This is a genomic window from Protofrankia sp. CiT1 (assembly GCF_917627335.1).
In the GTDB taxonomy this organism is placed as follows: domain Bacteria; phylum Actinomycetota; class Actinomycetes; order Frankiales; family Frankiaceae; genus Protofrankia.
Window position 1 is genome coordinate 1 of the sequence record NZ_CAKJTP010000068.1, and the last position, 22,446, is coordinate 22,446.

Sequence of the window (22,446 nt, forward strand, 5' to 3'; positions counted from 1 at the left end):
GGCCATAAGCATGCAGGCGGGTGGCGTCGCGTTCCATCTCCTCCCGGGTACCGGACGACACGGTGGCCCGTCCCTTGTGGTGCACGTCGAGCATCAGGGCCTTGGCCTTGTCCCGACTGAAACCGAACAGCTTCTGGAAGACGTAAGTCACATACGACATCAGGTTGACCGGATCATTCCAGACGATCGTGACCCAGGGCCGATCGTCCTCGGCGGTCTCGTCAACCTCTGAGATGTCCTCGGGTGCGACGGTAGCAAGTGGCACGACCCCTATTGTGACGCGCCGACGATCCGTCTTCCGCCCGACCTGTGCCACCCGCCGTTCCGCGGGTCACGGTGGATGCCCCACGAGAGCTCTCATGGCCGGCAAACCCGCACTCGCGATCGATCGCGCCACGCACCGAGAAAAACACGCGAGCTGTCGCCCATCCTGCGATCACGGCGGGGAAGCCTTGCTGGGAGCGTACCGCTCGGGCAGCAAATACACCCATACCGTGGCAATAGTTAACCAAAATAGTATGTTTAGTTGTATTGGGTCCCGATTTGCCTGCATCCTTGGTCACAGCTCGCCACGGCAGCCACAGAAAAGAAAAACCTGATTAACAGCGACCAGCAACAGGGGACGCGACATCGCGGGGCCAGGGCACGCGCCTCGCGCCATCGCTTCCCATCCATCGCCGCGCAATACACGGGTACCCCAGCTCGTCAGTCGCCACCCACCAGGGTGGCGCCCCCTACCGCCGCATGATGCACGCACCTCAATCCCGCTCCTTGATCTGTGCCCTGTTGCCGGGCGCTCCAAAGAACCTGGCCCGACCCCGCCCCATGCGCTTCCGCACTCGCCGAAAACGACGAGGCGCGACCCATCTCCACCCGGCGACCAGGCCTCGGCATGAAATGCCGCGAGCCTCGCACAACTTTTCTTCTGGATAAATCCGCGCATATTTCGGCAATTCCGTTTATCACGCCGCACCAGAAAGGAGAAGCTGCCGTGAACGCAGGAGTCAGCTGGGGCTGAGAGCCACCACAGGCCACGTCCACCCCGGGCCCGGGCGCATCCGGGCATATCGATGCCAACGACAGCGGCGTCAGCCCACCTGGGCCCGAGGGGTGGTACACAATCGGGGAGTAGTGAAGGATGTCCACAGTGTGAAACCCGGAAAATACCGGAAACGGCACCGCGCGGTGGCGCAGGGCCCCGGCGGCCCGGTCACAGCCCGACAGGCAGGACGGGAGCCCACATGGCCGTCGGCGCACGCTCACGGTTTCTGCCGTCCCAGTATCATCTGATCCTCATCCTAGTCACCGGCGCCGCGGCCGGTGTCACCGCAATCTCGCTGGCGCACCTGCTGACCGTGCCTGAACCCGTTGCGTGGTGGCGAATGGCCCTCGGGGTCGGCTGCCTCATGATCGGCCCGGTACCGCTGCTGCACGTCCGCTACGGGCATCACACCGGCGACCATGATCTCAGTGAGGCCGCTGTCGTGATCGGGCTGGCCCTGCTGCCCGCCCAGGACCTGATTGTGATCACCGCGGCCATCGTCCCGGCCGTGCACGCCGTCCTCGGCAGGCCGCCGGTGAAGGTGCTGTTCAACGGAGCCAGCGCCACGATCGGGGTGGCGGTGGCCGCGGGCGTCCTGTGGCTCCAGGGCGGGCATGCCGGACATCTCGGCGCGACGACCGTCGTGCTCGCCGCCGCGGCCGGCCTGGCCTTCTGCCTGTGGACCAGCCTGTCGGTCTCGCTGGTGATCTCCACGGCTCAGGGCATGCCCCTGCGCCGGACGCTTCGCGAGACCACGGGCATCAGCACGGTGATCGCCGCCGGTGGGATCGTGGTCGGCTGTGGGAGCGTCGCGCTCGCGTACACGAGCCCGGTCACCCTGGTCGTCCTCCCACCGGTACTGGCCAGCCTGGTCATGGTCTATCGGATGCACGTGAACTCGTCTCGGCAGCGGGACCGCTGGCGCCAGCTCAACGCCGCGGCCAAGGATCTCGCCGTACTCGACGGAGGGACCATCGAGACCGCGGCCAGCCGGATCGCCTACGAGATCTTCCAACCGGACGGTGTCGAGCTGACGGTCGACTCGACCGCGGTAGCGCCACCACCGCAACGGGCCGACCGGCACCGGCGGGTGGATGACGTGACGATCGCGCTGTCCGGACCCACCGGGCAGGTCGGCGTGCTGAGGCTGCGCTTTGGCGAGCCGACGATCTGGCAGGAGCACGAACAGGCCGTCCTCGCCGCGTTCGCGAACCTCGTCGCGCTGGCTGTCGCCAACGCCAGTACGTACGCCGAAGCCCACGAGCAGGCCTGCCATGACGCGCTCACCGGGCTCGGCAACCGGCGGATGCTGCAACGGCGCACCGCCGAAGCGATCGCGGGCACCACCGCGGCCGGCCCCCGGTTCGCTCTACTGCTGGTCGACCTCGATCGGTTCAGAGAGGTCAACGACACCCTCGGGCACGATGCCGGTGACCGTCTGCTGCGCGGTATCGCCGACCGGCTCCAGCGCGCCGTCCGCGCGGGCGATCTGGTGACGCGGGTGGGCGGCGACGAGTTCGCCGTGCTGCTGGCCGGCATCCGCGACGCCGAAGCCGCCGACACCGTCGCGGCCACCATCGCCAAGGCGCTGGCCCGTCCGGTCAGCTTCGAGGGAATGCTGCTCTCGGTGGAGGCGTCCGTCGGCGTCGCCTGCTTTCCCGAGGACGGCCGGACCGTCGACGAGCTCCTGCGCCGCGCGGATGTCGCGATGTACCAGGCGAAGCGAGCGCACAGCGGCTACCGCCGGTACCGGGCCGACGAGGACTCCTCCACGCTGGCGCACATGGAGCTGGTGGCGGACCTGCACGGCGCGCTCGCCGAAGGCGACATATCCCTGCACTACCAGCCACAGATCGACCTCGGCAGCGGCCGTATCGTCGCGGTCGAGGCCCTCGCGCGCTGGCGGCACCGGACCCGCGGCCTGCTCACTCCCGCGACCTTCATCGGCGCGGTGGAGCAGTCCGGGCTCATCGGCGACTTCACCCGCGCTGTGCTGGGGGAGGCGTTGTCCGCATGCGGACGGTGGCGCGCGGGCAGCGCCACCATCCGTCTTTCGGTAAACCTGTTCGCGCGTAACCTGCTGGAAGCGGATCTCGCCACCGAGATCGCGCAGCTTCTGCTCGCCAACAGCGTGCCGGCCTCAGCGCTCACGCTGGAAGTCACCGAGAGAGCGGTCGTCATGGATTCGGCGACAACCGCCCACTCCTTTGCCGCGCTCCGCGATCTCGGTGTGCGCCTCGCCGTGGACGACTTCGGCACCGGCTACAGCGCCCTCAACGTGCTGAGGCAGTTCGATCCGCACGAGGTGAAAATCGACCAGTCGTTCACCGGCAACCTCACCGACAACCCTGACAACGCCGCGATCGTGCGCGCGACCATCAATCTGGCCCACGACCTCGGGCTGCTGGTTGTCGCCGAGGGTGTCGAAGATCTCGACACGATGAACGCCCTGACCGTTCTCGGCTGTGATCTTGCTCAGGGGCGGTTCATCAGGCCGCCCTGCCCAGCCGAGGAAATCACGGCGCTGCTGCGGGACGCCGGCCGGCTGACCACCCCCCACTCGGCCGATGTGCTGCCGTTCCCCACCGCCTACCAGCGATCACGCCAGCAGCGCCGCGCCCGCTCCTACCAACCGAAGGACGCGCGATCGTAGCCCTTCCCCGGCCTCTCCCGGCCTCTCTCCCGGCCTCTCTCACGGCGCCTCTCACCGCACCTCTCACGGCCCCGGGAACAGCGGAGCGGGCTGGCCCGCCCCCGGACCACGAGCGCCTATCGGCCAAGGTCCCTACTCTGGTCGGAATGGCCACGTCCACACCGCCGTCCATGCGCCCCACCGGGCAGACATCGACGGCTCTGCTGACCGACCACTACGAGTTGACGATGCTGCAGGCCGCGTTATGGTCTGGAGCGGCATCGCGCCGGGTGGTCTTCGAGGTGTTCACCCGGGCGCTGCCAGCCGGCCGCCGGTTCGGTGTGGTCGCCGGCACCGGACGTCTCCTGGAGGCCCTTGAGACGTTCCGCTTCGGCCCCGATGAGCTCACCTTCCTACGCCGCGCCGGGATCGTGGACGCAGCCACCACCGACTATCTGGCCGCGTACCGGTTCGGCGGGGACATCCACGGCCTCGCCGAGGGCGAGCCGTTCATGCCGAACACCCCGGTGCTGGTCGTAGAAGGAACCTTCGCTGAATGCGTCCTGCTGGAGACGCTGGTGCTGTCCGTGCTCAACCACGACAGCGCGATCGCCGGCGCGGGTGCGCGGATGGTCGCCGCGGCGGCGGGACGGCCCTGCATCGACATGGGTTCACGCCGTGCCCATGAGCAGGCCGCCGTTGCCGCGGCCAGGGCCGCCTACCTGGTCGGGTTCACCGCCACCTCGAACCTGGAAGCGGCCCGGCGGTGGGACATCCCGAGCAGCGGGACGGCCGCGCACGCGTTCACCCTCGTCCACCCGTCCGAGCAGGTGGCGTTCGCCGCCCAGATCGCCTCGCTCGGCATTGACACGACGCTGCTTGTCGACACCTACGACGTGCCGTCAGCGATCGCGACCGCGGTGGACACAGCCGGCCCGGGGCTCGGCGCGATCCGCCTGGACAGCGGCGATCTCGGCCCCGCGGCCTGGGCCGCCCGAGCGCAGCTGGACTCGCTCGGCGCGCAGAGCACCCGCATCATCGCGACCGGCGATCTGGACGAACACGTCATCTCCAGGCTTTCGCACGCGCCGGTCGACGGTTACGGCATCGGTACGAAGCTCGTCACCGGTTCGGGAGCGCCCACCGCCGGGTTCGTCTACAAAATCGTCGAGGTGGACGGGACCGGCGTCGCCAAGATGTCAGCTGGTAAGAGCACCAAGGGATGGCGCAAGCGGGTAAGCCGCCGCCACGACCGGAACGGGGTCGCGGTGGCGGATGTGATCACAATCGACACCACCGGGTCCGCCGGCCCCAACAGCGACGGATCGGCCAGGCTCGGCGCACCTGGGAGCGGCCCGCGCGAAACCGACCTGGACCGGGGACTGCTCCTACCGCTGGTGCGCGGCGGAACGGTCCTGGACACGGCACGGACCAACGCGAACGGGCTGCTGGCGGCGCGCGCGCACCACGAGGCGACCGTGGCGAGCCTGCCGGCGGACGCCCGCTCCATCGCCTTCGGCGGACCGTGCCTGCCGGTCATCACCGTCGGGACGCCCGTTGGGCGACGGTGATGACCGCGCGTCCGACCTGACCGGGCAAGCGGGAGCTGAGGCGGCAACCGGGCGGCCGGCGGGAGCACAGCCACCCGCGCGCGGCGCGGCGGAGGTGTTCCCCGGGCCAGCGATCGCGGTGAGTGTGGACGTCGTCCTGCTCACCCTGCGGGCCGGTCAGCTCTGTGTGCTGGTCACGCAGCGCGCGTCTCCGCCGTTCCAGGACGACTGGGCGTTGCCCGGTGGCCTCGTCCGGGTGGACGAGGACCTTGACGCCTCAGCCCGCCGCCAGCTCACCGAGGAAACCGGAGTCGCCGCTTCGGGCCATCTTGAGCAGCTACGGACCTACGGACGCCCGGACCGCGATCCCCGGGCCCGGGTCGTCAGTGTGGCCTACCTCGCGTTGCTGCCGAACCTGCCCCCTCCGCCGGGAGCCGATCGCGACGGGCCGCGAGCCCGCTGGTGGCCGGTGGAGGATCTGGGCTCAGCGGACGGCCCGACCCTCGCCTTCGACCATCCGGCGATCGTCGCTGACGGCATGGAGCGGGCCCGCAGCAAACTGGAGTACACCCCGCTCGCGGCGGCCTTCTGCGAGGAACCGTTCACCCTGGCTGACCTGCGTCGCGTCTATGAGGCGGCCTGGGGAGCCCCGCTGGATCCCCCCAACTTCCGCCGCAAGGTCCTGTCAACAACAGGCTTCGTGGTACCGGTGGGCGCCCGAGCCGCGCCACGTGGCGGGGGACGCCCCGCCGAGCTGTACCGGCGGGGCTCGGCCACCGCCCTGCATCCCCCGCTGCTGCGCCGGACCGTGTGACCAGGAGACCGGCAACAGCACCAGCTTCACAGCACCAGCTTCACAACGCCGGGCGCACAGCACCGGGCGCCTCGTCCGGTGACAACTCACATGAGATCGTTGTCAGCGTGGATCCCAGCAACGCCGGAATATTCCTCGTGCTCGTCGGCGGAGCACTGTGCGCGCTGCTGTTCTTCGCCGGCCGGGCTGGGCGGAGCCTCGCCGGCGAGCTCTGGAGCCGGTTGGGCCTCCTGCGCTGGATCTTCCTATTGATCATAGTGGTCATTCTTTTCGATCTCGCCGACGGCGCCGTGAACCGCTGAGCGGGTTCCCCCCGTCGCGACATGACTCGAACGTTCGTAAGCGGAACGTGCCATTATTCTTACGCACAGGCACGCCTTTCCTGTACCGAAAGCAACCGTTTTGTAGCTATGCGCCGACAGTCATCTAACTAGTTATACTTAACTCCCAGCAAGCCCAAAACAGGACGAAAGGATCGCGGGTGACTGGTCAACCATGGCTGTGGATGCCCCCGCACCAGGCATCGCGTCCCGTCGGCGTGGGGCTGCTCCTCCGTTCATACCGGCAGACCTACGGACTCACCCAGCAGCAGCTTGCCGAACGGCTCGGCTTCGACCAGTCCTATGTCTCGAAGGTCGAAAGCGGCCGGCGCGCCATCCACGACATCTCCACACTCCGCCACATCGCCCGCAGGCTCTCCCTGTCGCCCGAGGACGTGGGGCTGGCCGCGGGCTCCCTCGCCGACCTCCGCAGGGACAGCAGCACAACCGTGGACCCCCTCGCCGAGCGGGTCGCGGCGAGCCAGCGCACCTGGCGGCTGACACGCGACCACCTCAACCACCACCGGATCCGCCTGGCCCGTGCCGCCGCCCAACTCTATCCCGAGGCCTACCGGCTCGGTAACGGCCTGCTGACCGGGCCCGGCTGGATGTGGGACGCGCCCATCGACATCGCCGACGTCGGGCTGGAATGGTCGGATGCGACACACCCGCCCACCATCTCGGGCACGGGTACCGATACCGAACACGTCCGCCCGCTCACTGGCGACGGGTCCGCCTTCGGGACCTACGCCCGAGCCATGCGTGACCTCGACCGGCCCACTCTTTTCGAGAACCGCCTGAGCTTCCGGCTCCTGGAGGCCGTCCGCGCCGGGAGTAACGGCCACCCGAAGCTGTCCTTCGGGCACACCACCTACTTTGATGCCCTTGATGTGTGTGAGTCGGTGGCGCATGAGGCCGCCGCGGCAATGATCGACGGCGGCCTGTCCTGGCCGGCGCTGCCCTTCCGGCGCCGGATCGGGGACCCGTTCGATCTGGAACGGCGGGTCGCGTTACCCTCCATCAACACGCTGACCATCCGTTACGACAAAACCCGAGCCAGCTTCGTACTGCACCGGCGCAGTGCCGGTTCGGTCGCCACCGCCGGCGGTGTTTACCATATCCTGCCGGCCGGGGTGTTCCAGCCGTCAGGAATCTCCGCTTCCCACCACCGGACGGACTTCAACCTATGGCGCAACATCATGCGTGAGCTGAGCGAAGAGCTTCTCGGTAACGCCGAGCACGACGGCAGCAGCTCCTCGTTGATCGACTATGACGGCAGCGAGCCCTTCCGCTCGCTGGAACAGGCCCGCCGGTCCGGACGTGTCCGCGTGTGGTGTTTCGGCGTGGGCCTCGACGCGCTGACGCTCTTCGGCGAGATCCTGACTGTCGTGGTCATAGACGCTGATGTGTTCGACACGTTGTTCAGCGGGATGGTAGCGATGAACGCCGAAGGATCCGTGGTCACGACGGGACCGAACCAGCGGGCCTGCGACGGCATTCCGTTCACGGCGGCGACCGTCCGCCGGCTGATCGAGCAGGAACCACTCGCTCCCTCGGCCGCGGCCTGTCTGGATCTCGCATGGCGCCACCGCGGAACGCTGCTTCCGGGGCTGCGTATGCGGGCCACCCTCTGAGCGCGCCAGAGCCATGCGTGTTCTCGTGACCGGTGCGGCCGGTTTTGTGGGCGGAGTCGTCGCGGACACCCTCGCCGCGGCTGGCCATCAGGTCACCGCCCTCGTTCGCAACGAGCCGCCCCCGGCCCGGCTGACCCCGGGCATAGAGATCGTCAAAGCCGACCTGCTGGAGATCCACACACTCGCGGCGGCAGGCATCGACCGTGGGTTCGACGCGGTCTGTCACCTCGCCGCCCTGACCCGGGTGCGCGAGTCACAGAGCGACCCGCTGCGGTACTTCGCGGTGAACGTGACAGGCACCGTGAACCTGCTGAGCCTGCTCGAGCGCGGCACCCAGATCAGCGACATCGCGCCGATCGTCGTCCTGGGCTCAAGCTGCGCGGTCTACGGCACACCCGAGACCCAGCCCATCCCCGAGACCCAGCCGCCGGCACCGACAAACGCATACGGTGCCTCCAAAATTTCCGCCGAGCAGATCGTCACCCACCAGGCCGCGACCGGCCGGATCGGCGCGGTGGTGCTGCGCTCCTTCAACATCGCGGGCGCCGCGGGCGGGCACGCGGACAACGACCGGAGCCGGATCATTCCAGCGGCGCTGGCGGTGGCGGCGGGCACGTCCGATGTCTTCGGCGTCAACGGGGACGGCGCGGTGATCCGCGAGTACGTGCACGTCGCCGACATGGCCGATGCCTATCTTGCGGCCCTGGACGCCGTGCCGCCTGGCCACAGCGAAATCTTCAACGTCGGCACAGGCGCTGGCGTCAGCGTCGCGGAGGTACTCGCGGCGGTCGAACGCGTCACCGGCCGTACCGTACGGCAGGTGCGCCGGCCCCCCGCGGCCGAACCGCCCATGCTGGTTGCCGACAGTCGCCGCATCCGGGCGAAACTGACATGGCGCCCAACCCGCTCGACAATCGACCGGATCGTCGCCGACGCATGGGACCACACAGCCCCGCGCACATCCGTTCAGTGATCGGCCAGGGCGGCTACGCCCACCGGCCCTGGCGAGGCGGCGGAAACAGCTATGATGTGGACGACATCGGCGATATGGATGGATGCGTATGGATGCGTCATGAATCATGCCGCAATACCGATTCCCAGCCGGCCGGGCGTCGCCATCCGCCCTGCCGGCCGACGGAATCGTCGTAAGATTTACGATCATCTATCCAGCGGATAGTCGATGTCACCGCATAGCCAACCATCCATCACAAAAAACCCTCGGCGAAGTCAACGCAGCACGCATCGATGCCTGGCACTAATCTGACTTAACGCTGATCGGGACCGGTCAGCTGCGCCGGAACCGACGCGTGTCGGACAATCGGCTGCTGTCGCAGCCGCGGCGCATTCTGGGGGAGACACAGGGTGGACAGACAACCTGCGGGCGGGCAGCGCCCTCGGCCGACGTCTCGGGTGGTCGTCGACGTGGTACGCGCGGTGCGCGGCTGGGTTGTGGCAGTCGCGGGCGGTGTGCTTCTGTTCGGTTGCTACCTGGGTGTCTCCGCGGAGACCGACCCCGGGCGTCAGCTCCCCTACTTCGCCTCCGGTGGGCTCGGCGGGCTCGCGCTCGTCCTGCTCGGGTGCGCGCTGCTGGTAGCCGACCAGATCGACGCCGTCTCGAAGAACGATCGCCGGACAGACCATCAGGTGGACGAGCTGCACCGGCTTATCGTCACCGCGGCCAGCGCCGGCTTTGTCCCGCCCACCAGCGCTCCGGCGCCCCCCGCCAGCGGCACAGCCCCGGCCAGCTACGACGACGAAGGCCTCTTCGCGGTGCCCGCGGGGCGGACCTACCACCGTCGTACCTGCGAAATGATTGTCGGGAAACCCGCGCAGCCGGTGGATTCCGACCAGATCGCGACACGTGGCCTGACGGCCTGCACCATCTGTGAACCAAAGATCGTCACGTGAGACGGCCGGGCCAGCCCCCGCGGCCGCGGCGGGAGGATTGACGGTGACAAGCATCAACCTGGCATTTGCCGGAATTTCCATCGGGGCAATCGCCGCTCTTTCCGGTATCGGCCTGCTTGTCACCTATCGGACCAACGGTGTCCTCAACATCGCTCAAGGTGGTATCGCGGCGCTGGTCGCCTACGTCTTTCGCGAAATGGTCGTGGAATGGGAGCTGCCCATCTGGGCGTCGGCGCTGCTCTCGCTCGCGGTGATCTCTCCGGTGATCGGCCTGTTGCTCGAGCGCTTCGTCTTTCGCCCGCTCGCCCGCCGGCGTGCCTCCGCGGCCGAATCCCTGGTGGCGAGTTTGGGCGTGCTGGTCCTCACCGTCGGGATGACCGCCGGCATCTGGGGGCTGGGTTCCCGCCCAGACGCGCCAAGCCTGTTCCCGGCCCGCGCGATCCGGCTGCCGGGTAACAACCGGATTAGCGTGGACGCGCTCGCCGAGCTGGCCCTGGTCGTCACCGTGTGTGTTGTCCTCGGGGTCATCACGACCCGTACCCGGTTCGGCAGACAGGTCCGGGCCGTGGTGGACGACCGCCAGCTCGCCGAGCTTTCGGCGATTCCGGCCGACCGGGTCGCGGCCGCCGGATGGGCCGTCGGCACCACCCTCGCCGGGTTCACCGGCATCCTGCTGGCTCCGCGGCTACAGCTCACTCCGTACGGGCTCACGCTGCTGGTCCTGGAAACGTTCGCGGTGGTCGTCGCCGCCCGCCTGGCCAGCATGCCAGGTGCGGTCATAACCGCGCTGGCCATCGGCATCCTGCAAAGCGAGCTGAGCCAGTTCCAGGTGACCGGCAGATTCGCCGCGCTGTTTCTCGCCGTGCAGTCCAACCTGTTCGTGGCCGCGCTGCTCATTCTGCTGCTGGTGGTCCCCCGCTTGCGTGAGCTCGGCGGGGACGCCGGCTCCACCGGCCGCTTCTCCAGCCGCGGCGCGCCGCCGTCGGGCCCACCCGGCCCTGCCGATCAGCGCCGTGACGTGCTCGGGAAGCTGGGCGGCGCGGCGCTGCTCCTGGCTCCCCTCACCTTCGCTCCCCCGGACCTGCGTAACGCCTTCACCGTGCCGGCCCTTGCGCTGATCTTCCTGTCCTTGGTGATCGTCACCGGCTACAGCGGCCAGGTCTCCCTGGGCGTCGCCGGCTACGCCGGGCTCGGGGCGCTGCTGTCCGCCAAGCTGGCCGCCGGCGCGCTGTTCGGGCTGCCGGCCCTGCCCGGCCCGGCCGCCCTGCTGCTGGGCGCGCTGCTGGTCGCCCCGGTCGGTCTGCTCACCGGGTACCCCGCGATCCGGCGGCGGGGCCTCACCCTGGCGCTCACGACGTTCGCGGTCGGAGCGGTCGTGTCCCGCTTCGTGTTCCAGCAGCAGACGTTCGTCGCCAGGCTGCACGTCACGCCATTGTCCGTTGCCCACCGTACGTTATCCGACCGCTGGTTCTACGTCGTGGAGCTGCTCTGTCTCGGGCTCGGCCTGCTCGTGGTCCGCAACCTGCATGAGGGACGGCTGGGCAGGGCGCTGCTGGCAGTGCGTGACCACACCGAGGGCGCGGCCGCGGTCGGCGTCGACGTCCGCAACCTCAAGTTGCTGTCCTTCACCGTCTCCTCTGTCGTGGCCGGGCTCGGCGGCGCTCTGCTGATGCTCGGCTCATCCTCTTTCGATCCTGAAACGTTCTCCCCGCTCAACAGCCTGCTGTGGTTCACCGCGGTCGTCGTCTTCGGCGCGGACAGCGCCGCCGGTGCCGTCGTCGCGGCTGGCTTCATCGTCACCATCGACACGCTGGCCCCGGCCGGTTCATCCACCCTCGCGGTCGGCATCCTCGCGCTCACCCTGGGCTGGCTGCCGGGTGGGCTCGCCTCCGCCGTCCGGGGTGTCATCACGTTCCTGAGCGGCCGCCTCGCCGAAGATCTTCCCTATGCCGCCGGAACCCCGCTCACCCCAACCGGGCGTCAGCCGATCCTGTCAGTTCCACCGTCAGGTGTGCTGTCAGTCGTGCCGTCCAGCAAGGTGGCCACCGCCGCCGTGACGCCCGCGGGACACCGGTACCCGGCACCTCAGAACGCACCCGCGTTGTCCCCGTTCGGGCAGGCCCTCGTCGCCTGGGTGCGGGAGGGCACCCGCCTGGCAGCTGTGACCGGCGCGAGGAGGACGCGGTGAGCCGGGCTGAACTCAGCGGCCGCGGGCTCGTCCGCGGCTACGGCGGGCTCATCGCGGTCAACAAGGTCGACATCACCGTTGCGCCAGGCAAAGTCACCGGGCTGATCGGGCCGAACGGCGCCGGCAAGTCAACACTGTTCAGCCTGCTCACCGGCGTGGAAAAACCCGACAAAGGCACGGTCTCACTCGGCGGCCGAAACATCACCCGGATGCCCCCGGATGCCCGCGCCCGCCGCGGCCTGGTTCAGACCTTCCAGGTCCCGTCGCTGTTCTCCAGCATGACCGTCATGGACAACCTCCTGGTCGGCGCTGAGAACAGGCGCCGCGACTACGCGGGCGGGCTGTTCGGGCTGACGCCGCGCGGCGCCGCCAGAGCCCAGCGCATGGCAACCCGTACGCTGGACTCGCTCGGTCTCACGGGCATCGCCGACGTGACCGCGGGAACGCTGTCCACGGGCGCGCTGCGCCTGGTCGAGCTGGCGCGTGCGTTGTGCGCCCGTCCCGATGTCCTGCTGCTGGACGAGCCGGCGAGCGGCCTCGACGGGCAGGAAACCGAGCGGCTGTCCGCGCTGTTGCGCCGGGTCGCCGCCGAAGGGGTCGGCGTCCTGCTGGTCGACCACGATGTCGAGCTGGTCTTCTCCGTCACCGACCAGGTGTACGCGATGGTCGGCGGCAGCATCGTAGCCGAGGGCGCGCCAGCTGCCGTCCGTGACGACCCGACCGTCCGGTCCGTCTACCTTGCCCAGGGGCCGCTGGCATGAGTGCCGAACTGATACTCACGGGAGCACGGGCCGGCTACCGCACCATCGAGGTCCTGCACGGTCTCGACCTGACCGTTCCGGCCGGCAAGGTCACCGCGTTGCTCGGGGTCAACGGAGCCGGTAAGAGCAGCACGCTACGGGTGCTCGCCGGCCTGTTACCGCTTCGGTCAGGATCGCTGACCTGGCGCGGCAAGAAAATCACCAAGATGTCCGCGCTGGACCGCGCCCGAGCGGGCCTCATGCTTGTGCCGGATGAACGGGCGGTGTTCGCCAGCCTCACCGTCGAGGAGAATCTTCGGGTCATCGTGGAGGCAATGGGCCGCCGGGACATCTCACCCGCGCTGGCGGCCTTCCCTCGCCTCGGTGAGCCCAACCGGCTGAGCCAGCGGGCCGGGACGCTGTCCGGCGGGGAACGGCGCATGCTGGCGCTGGCCCGTGTCCTGCTGGCCCAGCCCAAGGTGCTGCTCGTCGACGAGCTGTCGCTCGGCCTGTCGCCGAAGGTGGCGAGCGAACTGTTCGCGTGGCTCTCGACGGTGGCCGTCGGTGGGACGACGGTCGTCCTCGCCGACCAGTACACCGAAGAAGCTCTGAACCTCGCCGACGTCGTCTATGTGCTGCACCGCGGCGAGTGTTCGTTCGTCGGCGATCCCGCCGAGCTGAAACCGAGCGTGTCCGCGGACCCAGTCTGACCCGGTCTGACCCGTTCCGGACCGGTTCGTAGCGGTCCGTAGTGGTCCGGTAACGGGTCAGACCGGGTCCCGATGGCTGCCCACCGATCGAGCCCGAGGGCGCGGACCTCCCCCGCCGCGCGAAAACAATCACCGCGCGGCCGTTGGCCCCCCAGCCGCGCGAACTACTCAGCGGGGTAGGGCAGGTTCGGGACGTCGAAACAATTAGTATCCAAACCTTTGCCCTGAGTCGCCCAAGCGCCCTTTCCGCCGTTCGCTGAGTCCTCCCACTTGGCGACCTCAATGCAATTGTGATCAGTAGCCGGCGGAGCCGGAATCTTGGTGAAATTGCGCGGGGCAAGCAAACCGTCACCGGTGTAGTCCTGCGGTCGGTTCATGAAGCTTTCGACACATCCGCGGGTGAGATTGACGCCGCAGGACCTCATCGCATCGGTGAGCCAGGCGGCGGACACATAGCCCTCAAACGTCCACATGTTCAGCTGGCCCTCGCGCGCGGGCTCGTACTTCGCCATCGCCTCGCGGAACTTCGCCACGGCCGGATAGCTCGTGTCGTTGTAGTTACGGGTCGAGCTGATCGCGTAGGTGGCGCTCCGGCAGCCTGGCGCGTCCGCAAAGGTCTTGCCGAAGGTGTCGGTCCACCCCTGGCTTGTGGTCACCTTCGCCTTGACCGTGAGCCCCTGCGCCTGCATGGACTTGCACAGGGACAGGTTACCGGTGTCCTCCATCGCGTCAAAGATCACATCAACCCCGCGTGACTTCATGTCCAGCACGGCGGCGTCGAAGTTCGGAAGCCCGAGGTTGATCTCTTTTTCGATGACCGTGTACCCTTCCTGGCGCAGGCCGTCAGCCACCGACTTCGCATAGCGCTGGGAAGGCGCGACGTTGTAGTACACGACGCCCGCGGTCTTGGTGTTCAGGTTCTCCTTGAGCCACCGGTAGTTCTCCGTGCCCGCATAGAGCGTGCCGCCATAGCCAGGCCGACCGCCGTCGCGCGGGTAATAACTGCCATAAAGAGAGTAAAGGTGCGGATACTGGTCGTAGGCATTACCGATCGGCTGGCCAGCGATGTCCGGTACGCCTTTGGAGTTGAGGTACGGCGCCCCGTCATAGTTGAACGCCGCCACCCCGGCCAACGCGAAGACCTTCTCATCGTCGACAAGCTTGCGGACGCACGCCGCGTTGTCCGGCCCGCTGCCATGGTCATCGCACTGGACGAACGTCACCTTGCGGCCGTTCACCCCACCGGCCGCGTTGAGCGCGTCGAAGTACGCCTTGGCCCCGTACAGGGAACCGGAGAACGTCGTCGGCCCCAGTGGGCTCGTCAGACCGACAATGGCACCGACCTTGATGTCGTTCGCGGTCACACCGGTGTCCGACGCGGTGTTCGCGCCGCCCCCCTGGGACGGGCCGCTGGGCGGCGTGCCCTGGTTACTCACCCTGCTTCCGCAGGCCGCAAGCACAAGGACGGACAGTGCGGCTGTGACGACGAGCGACTTCGCTCGTATGGGCATTACTCTCCCTCGTGATCGCTGGTTGCCTCAGACGTTATTGCGCTTCCCGGGATTCCGCGCGCCACCCCTCCAAGATCAAAAATTGCACGCGGGCAGGAACGGCACCAGGAACGTCCGGTAGCGCCCGGTCAGGCACTGGCCATCATCACGATGGCAATCAGCATCGCGGTTCAACTCCCGCCGAGCCGACTGTACTGGTCATGTTTTTATGATCAACCACCGTGGCGCGTCCGAAAGCGCCGCCACCACCGTCTGCGTGACACCGACGCGATGGGATGCGCCGACACGAGAACCTGGCCGTCCTCCGTGAACACCTCATTCTGGCCGCCCCCGACAGGGCTGTTCCCGGAATCACCGTTTGCGGGATCATCGCGGCTGAAGTCGGCAGCGGCCTCAGCGGGACCGGCACCGTTGGTGCCCGGCGTGGACGCGGTGGTGGACGCGGTGGTGGACAGCAGCGTCACCGTGGAGGACAGCTGATCACGCTCGACAGTGGAGCCCGCGGCCACGGACGGCACCTCGACAACCGCGGGTGTCACCTCGCTGGACGCGAGCGATGCTTCAGCGACCGGCGCGAGCGACGCTTCAGCGACCGGCACGGGCGACGCTTCGGTGACCGGCGCGAGCGACGCTTCAGCGACCGGCACGGGCGACGCCTTGACCGAGTCAGCGGCGGCAGCGGCTGGCAGGGCTGACACGTCGGGCGCGTCGGGCGCGTCCGCTTGATCGGCGCCCGGTACCGCTGGCTGGGCCGAGGACCGCGCTGGTGGTTGCCGAGAAGAGCCAGCCGCCGATGCGCTGGCGGACTTCCCGCGGGGCGCCCGGGGCTGCTTCGCGGGTGACTTCGGCTCGGGCCGCGCCGCCACCGTTTCATCAGAGCCGTCCCGTGGAGCGGGAACCGCCCGCCGGCCGGATTTCGCCACGGTACCGGCGGCAAATGGCGCCGCGGCGGGTTCTGGAGTCACTCGCTGAGTGGGGACGGACTCAGCCGCTACGGACTCGTCTCCCAGCGAATCTCCGAGTGAATCTCCGAGTGAATCTCCCGACCGCGGTGCGGGGGTTTGTGCCGGTACGGCCGGCTGTGCCCGCGTGGGTTTCGGGTAGGCATCGTGCTGCGGCAACAACCTGTTCACAATGCGTCCGCTCGGGCCCGGCCCGCGGTGGATGCGCCCATTGTCCGACAGCCGCCGACAGACCTGGTTCACGGTCTGCCGACGAAGCTCCAGCGCTTCCGCCAGCTGTCCGTCGTCCAGGCCGGCCGGAGCCTTTGCCAGCCGCTCAAGAATGCGGTCCGCGACAGTAGTCACAAACCCGGACGCTATACGCCATCCAAAATCCGCTTGCAAGCGGGGTGGGTCGACTTCAGCGCCTGTCGTCCGTCCGTGGTGAGTCCGGCGCTCCGCGCGAGCGGTGCAGGCGTGCCCGGTGGTGGTTTGATGATCCGTGCGCCTTGGCGTTATCCGCGGCCCATTCGGGGAATAGCCGCCGATGACACCCCACGGCAACAAGCCAATGATCCAGCCAGGAGGCGACGATGGCGCAACTGATGCCGGACGACGACATCAACAGCGTCGACGCCGGCTACATCAACGCCTATGGCGGCCCGCTTGAGCAGTCCGAGAGCCTCGACAGCGACGGCCTCGGATCAACCGACCGGGGGCATGACCCGCTTGACGACGGCTGGGATCCGCCGGACCGCTTCAGTCCGGGTGAACGCTTCGGCACGACCGCCGCCGAACAGCGTACGGGTGAGTCGCTGGACTCGCTGCTCGCGCAGGAGCAGCCCGATCCGGATCCGTATGCCGAGGCGGCCCGGTTGGAGTCGGGCGACGTCTTGGAGTCCGACGTGTACGCTCCGTTCGATCCGCCGGAAAAGCTCACGCTGGACCTTGACGGACCAGCGGGCAGTTCACCCCCTCTGCTCGCCGACGACGAAGGCGTACGGAACGTAACCACTGGAGAGCTCATCGCACATGGCCCGGTCGGTGGACGCTGCCGCAGCCGCGAGGACCCCCCGCGGCCGAGTGCACCGGAGGAGGAAGCGGTACGGGTCCACGACGAAGAGTGACCGGCGATAGGGGACGCGATGTCGCGGGGCTGGGGCACGCACCTCGCATCGTTGTCGCCGGTCGACGCCCAACACCTCCGGTGACTGCCGGGCGCTCTCATCCGGCCCCGGCCCGCTCCAGCACGATCCGATCGACGCCCTCACCACCACCCCGCTGGCCGCCACCGGCCACCGGCCACCGGCGGCAGGCCGCGCCCGCGGTCTGCACACCACCGCCATACCCGCCATGCTGGCACGATGGCCTACGGCGAGCCGGCTCCCGACGACATGACCGCGGCACGCGAGCCGCCAGCGAACGACGCCCCCGGTTATGAGGGGCTGGCGACCTTCTGTCACCGACCGTGGTTGCCCGCGCCGGCAGACCTCGCGGCCCGCCGTCCGGACGTCGCCGTGATCGGAGCGCCGTTCGACATCGCGACCACTCATCGGCCGGGCGCCCGCTTCGGCCCGCGGGCCCTGCGCGCGCTCGCCTACGAATCCGGCACATATCATCTCGATCTCGGTATTGAGATCTTCGACTGGCTCGACGTCGTGGACGCCGGGGACGCCCGCTGCCCGAGCGGGCAGACCGAGGCGTCCCATCGCAACATCCGCGCGAAGGTCGGCGGCGTGGCCGGGCTCGGCATCATCCCGGTCGTCATCGGCGGCGACCACTCGATCACCTGGCCAGCGGCGTCCGGGGTGGCCGAGGCCGTCGGCTGGGGCGAGCTCGGCGTGCTGCACTTCGACGCGCATGCCGACACCGCGAACATCATCGATGGCAACCTCGCCTCGCACGGGACACCCATGCGCAGGCTGATCGAGTCCGGAGCCGTCCAGGGGCGCAACTTCGTCCAGGTCGGGCTGCGCGGCTACTGGCCACCACCGGACGTGTTCGCCTGGATGCGCGAACAGGGCATGCGCTGGCACCTGATGCAGGAGATCTGGGAGCGCGGATCGCGCGCGGTTGTCACCGACGCGATCGCCCAGGCTGTGGACGGCTGCCGCGCGCTCTATCTGTCCGTGGACATCGACGTGCTCGACCCCGGCTTCGCGCCGGGTACCGGTACGCCCGAACCAGGCGGGATGACACCCGCGGACCTGCTGCGCGCCGTCCGCCAGGCCGCGCTGGACACCCCGCTGGCGGCGGTGGACATCGTGGAGGTCTCGCCCCCCTACGACCATGCGGAGAACACCGTCAACAACGCGCATCGGGTCGCGATGGAGGTGTTCGCCGCCCTCGCCCACCGGCGGCGCCGCGCCGCCGGTGGTGTCCCCGGCCTACCTGGACGCGACCCGCACGGCATCTCCTGACCCGCACCAGCCCCCCTGTCCACCCGCCCCGGTCCCCCGGCCCCCGGTCCCCGGTCCGCTGCGGACCGGGGGGACTCGCGTCCCGCCAGCGTGGGGACGGGGACCCTCTATTGGGCAGGTGGACCGCTGTTGGGAACATAAGGGACAGCACGCCCCGATACTCTCCCGCGGACTTCCCACTCTGAGGTGGCGCCCATGCAGGGACGGCAGCCCCGACGATCAGCGAGCCGGCGGTCGCTCCTGCGCGGATCGATCGGCGCGGCCAGCCTGCCCGGCCTGTCGGCGCTGGTTGCGGCCTGCTCGGGTGCGCACACCGAAACATTCTCCGAACAGCAGCACCCGAAACCCGGCCCGAACAACCCCATGCTGTGGCCCATCAGAGCCGACAACCAACCCATCGCGAGCAACCTGCCGCCGGAACGCGACCGCCCCCTCAAAATCTTCAACTGGCCCGACTACATCGACCCACGGGCACTCGCGTCGTTCCGCGACTCCGTGGGTGTGACCGTCGAGGTGACGACGTTCAGCGACAACAGCCAGGCGCTGGAGGCCATCTCGGCCGGCACCGTCGACCACGACATCTACCTGCCGAGTTATGACCAGCTCGCCCAACTGGTCGGCAACGGCCGGCTGCGGCCGCTGAACCACAGCTACATCCCGAACATCAGCCAGGTATGGCCGGACTTCACCAACCCATTCTATGATCTCCAGTGGCGCTACACCGTGCCGTACACCGTCTACAGCACCGGCATCGCCTGGCGTTCGGACCTCGTCAGCGAGGACATCAGCGCGCGGGACAACCCGTTCGACGTCTTCTGGGACGCCCGGTACCGCGACAAGATCTCCGTGATCAACGACTATCGAGCCGTGATGGGCATGGTCCTGCTGCGGAACGGCCTCGACCTGAACACGACCCGGCAGAGCGATCTCGACCTTGTCCGGGCGCAGCTGGCCGACATGGTCCGCGAGACCCGGCCCAAGGCGACGATCACCAACTACCGAGACCTGCCCGGGGGGCACTTCCCCATCGTCCAGGCCTGGTCCGGTGATGTGGTGAACGCCCGCAACTACCTGGCCAGGAACGCGAACCCGAACATCCTGCGCTACTGGTCACCGAGCGACGGCCGCCACCAGGCGGACAACGATCTGATGGTGGTCCTGCGGAACGGCAGGAACCCGGTGGCCGCGCACATGTTCCTCAACCACATGCTCGACTTCGACGTCGCGGTGAGAAACTACGCGACGATCGGGTACCAGCCACCGCAGAACCGCATCACCTCCGCCGGACTCATCAGTCAGGGGTTCCTGCCACCGAGCCTGGCGAGCGCGGCCGTGGAACCGGCCTACTTCGCCACCGGCCTGCGCATTCTCGAGCTCGACCCCGACGTGGACCGACGCTGGCGGTCGGTCTGGAACGAGTTCCGCACCAACACCTGACACACCGGCGCCTGGCACACCGGCGCCTGGCAGCGTGGGCCTTGAGCTCAGCGAGCGGTCATCGGGCGGCCGAGGGCGTAACAGGCGATCGCCGCGGTCGCCGCGACGTTGAGCGAATCCACCCCGTTCGCCATCGGGATCCGCACCTGGATGGTGGCCGCCTCGAGCGCCGCCCGCGTCAGGCCCGGGCCCTCCGAGCCGAGCAGCAGCGCCAGCTTCTCGTACGGCCGGGCGCTGAACTCGTCGAGCGCCACCGCGTCCGGGGACGGCGTGAGCGCGACCACCGCGAACCCGTGGTCCATCAGCAGCGACAGCGCCGCCGGCCACGGATCGATGCGGGCGTACGGCACCGCGAACACCTCGCCCATCGACACCCGCACCGACCGCCGGTACAGCGGATCAGCGCATCGCGGGCTGAGCAGAACCGCGTCCATCCCGAGCCCCGCCGCCGACCGGAAGATCGCTCCGAGGTTCGTATGGCTGACGATGTCCTCGCAGACCAGTATCCGGTCGGCCGTGTCCAGCACGTCCCCCAACGGGATCAACGGACGACGGCACATGGAGGCCAGCGCCCCACGGTGCACCTCGAACCCGGTGATCGTGGCAAGCACGTCCGGCCCGGCGAGGTAGACCGGGATGCCCGGGTCGAGATCGTCCGGCACCAGCGCGAGCTTCGACGGCCCGACCAGCAACGAACGCGGACGGTAACCAGCACGACGGGCCCTGTCGATGACCATCTCGCCCTCCGCGATGAACAGCCCCTCCGCCGGCTCCCGCCGCCGGCGCAGGGCCACGTCGGTCAGCCCGACATAGTCACGGACCCGTTCGTCGGCCGGGTCGTCGATCTCCACAATGCCCAACCCGCTGTCACACTCCGTCCGTTCGAAGCGCGCCGTCACGATTCCACCGTAGTAGCAGAATCAGCCCCCATGACCGCTCACCTGGCCGCCCAGCCGGCCGACCAGCCGGCCACCCGGTCGACCCCCCGGCGCGTCGAAGCGCCCGTCGACCTGCTTGTGCGCGGCGCCGACATGGTGGTGACGGTCGACGACCAGCGCCGCGAGCTGCCTGGCGGGTGGGTCGCGGTGACCGATGGGCTGGTCAGCGCTGTCGGCGCGGCGAGCGACCCGCTCCCGGCGGCGCACCGCACCCTGGACGCGGCCGGCTGCCTGGTCACCCCCGGCCTGGTCAACACCCACCATCACATCTTCCAGAACCTCACCCGGTCCTTTGCGCCGTCGGTGTCCGCGGCGCTGTTCACCTGGCTGCGCACGCTCTACCCGCTGTGGGCGCGCCTGGACGAGGAGGCCGTGCACGTCTCGGCCTACGTCGGCCTGACCGAGCTGGCGCTCGGCGGGTGCACGACCACCACCGACCACCTGTACGTCCACCCCCGCGGCGCCGGTGACCTGATCTCGGCCGAGATCGCCGCGGCCCGCGCGCTGGGCATGCGGTTCCATCCAGCCCGGGGATCGATGTCACTGTCAGTAAAGGACGGTGGGCTACCGCCGGACTCGATCGTCCAGGATCCCGATGAGATCCTCAGCGCCTCCGCGGCGCTTGTCGCCGCCCACCACGATCCCTCCCACGGCGCCATGGTCCGCATCGCGCTGGCGCCCTGCTCACCGTTCTCGGTGAGCCCCGAGCTGATGCGGGCCACCGCCGAACTCGCCGAACGTCTCGACGTGCGGCTGCACACCCATCTCGCCGAGGACCCCGACGAGGACGCCTACTGCCTGGCGACCTACGGCCGGCGTCCGGTCGAGCACTTCGAAGACGTCGGCTGGGGAGGCGACCGGGCCTGGGTCGCCCACTGCATCTGCCCGAACCCGGCTGAGGTCGCCCGGCTCGGCGCGTGGGGTACCGGGGTCGCGCACTGCCCGAGCAGCAACATGATCCTCGGCGGCGGGCTGGCACCGGTCACGCGGCTGCGGGCCGCGGGTGTACCGGTCGGGCTCGGCTGTGACGGCTCCTCCTCGGCGGACGCCGCGTCGCTGTGGCTGGAGGCCCGCACGGCAATGCTGCTGGGACGGGTCCGCGGCGGGGCCGCGTCCATGTCCGCCCGGGATGCGCTCGAGATGGCCACCCGTGGCGGCGCGGGCTGCCTCGGACGGACCGGTGAGATCGGTGAGCTGTCCGTCGGCGCGGTCGGTGATCTGGTGGTCTGGCCACTGGACGGGATCAGCTTTGCCGGGGCGCTGACCGACCCGGTGGAGGCGTGGCTGCGCTGCGGGCCGGTCGCCGCCCGGCACACCGTCGTCGCGGGGAGGACGGTGGTGGCCGACGGGATGCCTGTGCATCCCGGCCTTGCCGAGATGCTGCGCCGCCACCGCATGATTGCCGCACGTATCCAGGGGCTGGGGTAGTACTACAGGGATAGATCCTTAATACATGAATTATGGTCATGTTTTCCTGCAGAAAATTGGGCCGTTTGTCCCATTCGCAGAACCATCAACGGCTCGTCCAACCTGCTGCCCGTCGGGGACCGGGCCGCGGTGCACGCGGCCTGGCGACGCCACGCCGACCTGGTCCGCCGCGCCTGGATGCGGGGCTCACCGGTCGGCACGGGCGAGACCGCGCCGACCGGGCTAATATTTGC

General features: G+C 68.9%; 18 protein-coding genes. 14 read left to right on the forward strand and 4 right to left on the reverse strand.

The genetic code is table 11. The features are described from left to right. Positions 1 to 265: ATP-dependent Clp protease adapter ClpS (clpS, locus tag MJ785_RS12765; RefSeq protein ID WP_239381039.1), on the reverse strand; the 265-nt coding region annotated here is incomplete at its 3' end. A 976-nt stretch (positions 266 to 1,241) separates the two neighbouring features. Between clpS and MJ785_RS12770 the strand changes: the two genes are divergently transcribed. The 10 genes from MJ785_RS12770 (at position 1,242) to MJ785_RS12815 (ending at position 13,538) form a co-directional block, all read left to right on the forward strand. Continuing rightward, positions 1,242 to 3,695: a bifunctional diguanylate cyclase/phosphodiesterase gene (locus MJ785_RS12770; RefSeq protein WP_239308669.1), complete on the forward strand. Its 2,454-nt coding sequence runs from the start codon at positions 1,242 to 1,244 to the stop codon at positions 3,693 to 3,695. 146 nt (positions 3,696 to 3,841) lie between these two features. Then, positions 3,842 to 5,245, forward strand: coding sequence for a nicotinate phosphoribosyltransferase (locus tag MJ785_RS12775; RefSeq protein ID WP_239381041.1), 1,404 nt, complete (start codon positions 3,842 to 3,844; stop codon positions 5,243 to 5,245). 94 nt (positions 5,246 to 5,339) lie between these two features. Beyond that, on the forward strand, positions 5,340 to 6,038 hold the full coding sequence (locus MJ785_RS12780; RefSeq protein ID WP_239308687.1) for an NUDIX domain-containing protein: 699 nt from the start codon (positions 5,340 to 5,342) through the stop codon (positions 6,036 to 6,038). A gap of 107 nt (positions 6,039 to 6,145) precedes the next feature. Next, positions 6,146 to 6,340, forward strand: coding sequence for a hypothetical protein (locus MJ785_RS12785; protein WP_239308667.1), 195 nt, complete (start codon positions 6,146 to 6,148; stop codon positions 6,338 to 6,340). A 179-nt stretch (positions 6,341 to 6,519) separates the two neighbouring features. After that, entirely contained in the window at positions 6,520 to 7,992 is a 1,473-nt protein-coding gene (locus tag MJ785_RS12790) for a helix-turn-helix domain-containing protein (RefSeq protein WP_239308666.1), read from the forward strand. Positions 7,993 to 8,005: 13 nt separating this feature from the next. Next, entirely contained in the window at positions 8,006 to 8,965 is a 960-nt protein-coding gene (locus MJ785_RS12795; protein WP_239308665.1) for an NAD-dependent epimerase/dehydratase family protein, read from the forward strand. A 389-nt stretch (positions 8,966 to 9,354) separates the two neighbouring features. Next, positions 9,355 to 9,900 carry a hypothetical protein gene (locus MJ785_RS12800; RefSeq protein WP_239381043.1) on the forward strand — a complete coding sequence of 182 codons (546 nt, stop codon included), beginning with the start codon at positions 9,355 to 9,357 and terminating at the stop codon, positions 9,898 to 9,900. A gap of 43 nt (positions 9,901 to 9,943) precedes the next feature. Further along, a complete protein-coding gene (locus MJ785_RS12805; protein WP_239381045.1) occupies positions 9,944 to 12,088 on the forward strand; it encodes an ABC transporter permease in 2,145 nt (714 codons plus the stop codon). After that, positions 12,085 to 12,849: an ABC transporter ATP-binding protein gene (locus MJ785_RS12810; protein ID WP_239381047.1), complete on the forward strand. Its 765-nt coding sequence runs from the start codon at positions 12,085 to 12,087 to the stop codon at positions 12,847 to 12,849. Before MJ785_RS12805 ends, MJ785_RS12810 begins: the two co-directional genes overlap by 4 nt. Next, the gene (locus MJ785_RS12815; protein WP_239308661.1) at positions 12,846 to 13,538 is read left to right on the forward strand and encodes an ABC transporter ATP-binding protein; all 693 of its coding nucleotides are present in this window, start codon (positions 12,846 to 12,848) and stop codon (positions 13,536 to 13,538) included. Before MJ785_RS12810 ends, MJ785_RS12815 begins: the two co-directional genes overlap by 4 nt. 164 nt (positions 13,539 to 13,702) lie before the next feature. On the opposite strand, the gene MJ785_RS12820 is transcribed toward MJ785_RS12815, so the two are convergent. Further along, the gene (locus MJ785_RS12820) at positions 13,703 to 15,043 is read right to left on the reverse strand and encodes an ABC transporter substrate-binding protein (protein WP_239308686.1); all 1,341 of its coding nucleotides are present in this window, start codon (positions 15,041 to 15,043) and stop codon (positions 13,703 to 13,705) included. A 218-nt stretch (positions 15,044 to 15,261) separates the two neighbouring features. Then, complete coding sequence (locus MJ785_RS12825; protein ID WP_239381049.1) at positions 15,262 to 16,356, reverse strand: hypothetical protein; 1,095 nt, start codon at positions 16,354 to 16,356, stop codon at positions 15,262 to 15,264. Between the two features lie 227 nt (positions 16,357 to 16,583). Here MJ785_RS12825 and MJ785_RS12830 point away from each other — a divergent pair, with 227 nt between their 5' ends. From MJ785_RS12830 to MJ785_RS12840, 3 genes are all read left to right on the forward strand, one after another. Next, positions 16,584 to 17,117, forward strand: coding sequence for a hypothetical protein (locus tag MJ785_RS12830; RefSeq protein WP_239308659.1), 534 nt, complete (start codon positions 16,584 to 16,586; stop codon positions 17,115 to 17,117). Positions 17,118 to 17,354: 237 nt separating this feature from the next. After that, positions 17,355 to 18,410, forward strand: a complete 1,056-nt coding sequence (gene speB / locus MJ785_RS12835; protein ID WP_239308658.1) for an agmatinase — start codon at positions 17,355 to 17,357, stop codon at positions 18,408 to 18,410. A gap of 195 nt (positions 18,411 to 18,605) precedes the next feature. Beyond that, positions 18,606 to 19,847: a spermidine/putrescine ABC transporter substrate-binding protein gene (locus MJ785_RS12840; protein ID WP_239308657.1), complete on the forward strand. Its 1,242-nt coding sequence runs from the start codon at positions 18,606 to 18,608 to the stop codon at positions 19,845 to 19,847. 47 nt (positions 19,848 to 19,894) lie between these two features. On the opposite strand, the gene MJ785_RS12845 is transcribed toward MJ785_RS12840, so the two are convergent. Next, positions 19,895 to 20,746, reverse strand: coding sequence for an RNA methyltransferase (locus MJ785_RS12845; RefSeq protein WP_239381059.1), 852 nt, complete (start codon positions 20,744 to 20,746; stop codon positions 19,895 to 19,897). A 30-nt stretch (positions 20,747 to 20,776) separates the two neighbouring features. Here MJ785_RS12845 and MJ785_RS12850 point away from each other — a divergent pair, with 30 nt between their 5' ends. Next, a complete protein-coding gene (locus MJ785_RS12850) occupies positions 20,777 to 22,213 on the forward strand; it encodes an 8-oxoguanine deaminase (protein ID WP_255727651.1) in 1,437 nt (478 codons plus the stop codon). The last annotated feature ends 233 nt before the right edge of the window (positions 22,214 to 22,446 follow it).